This is a genomic window from Halobacillus sp. BBL2006 (assembly GCF_000786645.1).
In the GTDB taxonomy this organism is placed as follows: Bacteria; Bacillota; Bacilli; order Bacillales; family Halobacillaceae; genus Halobacillus.
The window spans coordinates 1-1,220 of the sequence record NZ_JRNX01000633.1; the positions used below are offsets into that span (position 1 = coordinate 1).

Consider the following 1,220-nt stretch of genomic DNA (forward strand, 5'->3'; position numbering starts at 1 on the left):
AGAAGTTCACCTACTACATTTAGGTGTCTTCTACCTTTTTAGTATCCGTATATGGATGCTCCGTCAGTAAATTTTGAAATTAAGTTAGTTCTGTGGCCTCTGAGCAGCCACGAGGAGCTCACCAGCCACCCGCGAAAAGCGGAGTGTATTTCCAAAGCGGTCATTCAGAGCAATCCATTACTTCTAAATTTCCCTACCCTTAGTAGTTCGTCTTTAGATTGGATGCTTTTAATTATGTCCCAGCCCCTATTTTTGTCCAAGCCACTAGTTATGTATATCCAAGAAAAGAGCGATCACCTTTTACTAGATAATCGCCCTGATACATGAAGACTTAATTAAGAGATGATTGCTCAGAAATCCCTTTACTAACAATCCTTTTAAAATTCCGATTTAGGAATTAGGGTTCTCTGCCACAATATGAATATCAATTCCGTCTGTATAACGCATAATATTATTTACAATTGAGCCTTTGGTAATCTCTTCCCAGCGACTCCTTGCCGATTGTCCCATTACAATTTGAGTTACACGGTATTTCTTTGCAATATCTGTAATCGCTCTTGGAATGCTTCTGTCTAACCACCCCCTTTAAAGAATCAAAAAAGAGCCATGAGAAGTTAAACGTCTCATGGCTCTTTTCACAGTATGACTAAAAAAGTGCATACTTTAATAAGCATTAGACATTCTTCTCTTTAAACGCTGACGAGGTTAGCTGTCGGATTCGGGTGGAAAGAGTCACCCTACCATAAATTATGGATTCACCCCTAGTGGCTGAGCCACATCTTGATTGGGTCCCCCGCTTCTAGGATCTAGAATTAAGCGATTCATAGAATGATTTTATTTAATTTGGTCTTGCTGATGAGATGATTCTACTCCCGCTCATTTTCATTGTCAACAATAAACTACAAAAATTATTGTAAAGAATTTGTTGAGCTTCAAATTTACCTAAAATAAAAAAAGCCCGTGTTCACGGACTTTTATCCAGTAAGAATTTCTTCACTAGGATACTTCACAGGATCTGGAGTTTGTTTTGCAAACGCAAAGGCAAAGGTTAAAGGACCAAGTTTACCAATAAGCATGGTAAGAATAATCGTTATTTTCCCGATTAGTGTCAAACTACCGGTTAACCCCATGGATAACCCTACTGTTCCAAAAGCAGAGACACTTTCAAACATGATCGTTAGAAACGGGGCCTCTTCCGTCAGATTTAAAATGAAAATAGT

General features: G+C 38.5%; 1 protein-coding gene, 1 pseudogene and 1 riboswitch. The gene and the pseudogene both read right to left on the reverse strand.

Annotated elements, in window-relative coordinates:
• Window positions 1-390 precede the first annotated feature (390 nt).
• Window positions 391-540 (reverse strand): annotated as a pseudogene (locus LD39_RS23635) (sensor histidine kinase KdpD); the annotation flags it as partial.
• A 138-nt stretch (window positions 541-678) separates the two neighbouring features.
• A riboswitch (cyclic di-AMP (ydaO/yuaA leader) is annotated at window positions 679-829 on the reverse strand.
• 145 nt (window positions 830-974) lie between these two features.
• Window positions 975-1,220 (reverse strand): potassium transporter TrkG (locus tag LD39_RS17315; protein ID WP_035550597.1); only part of this gene is annotated, 246 nt, incomplete at its 5' end.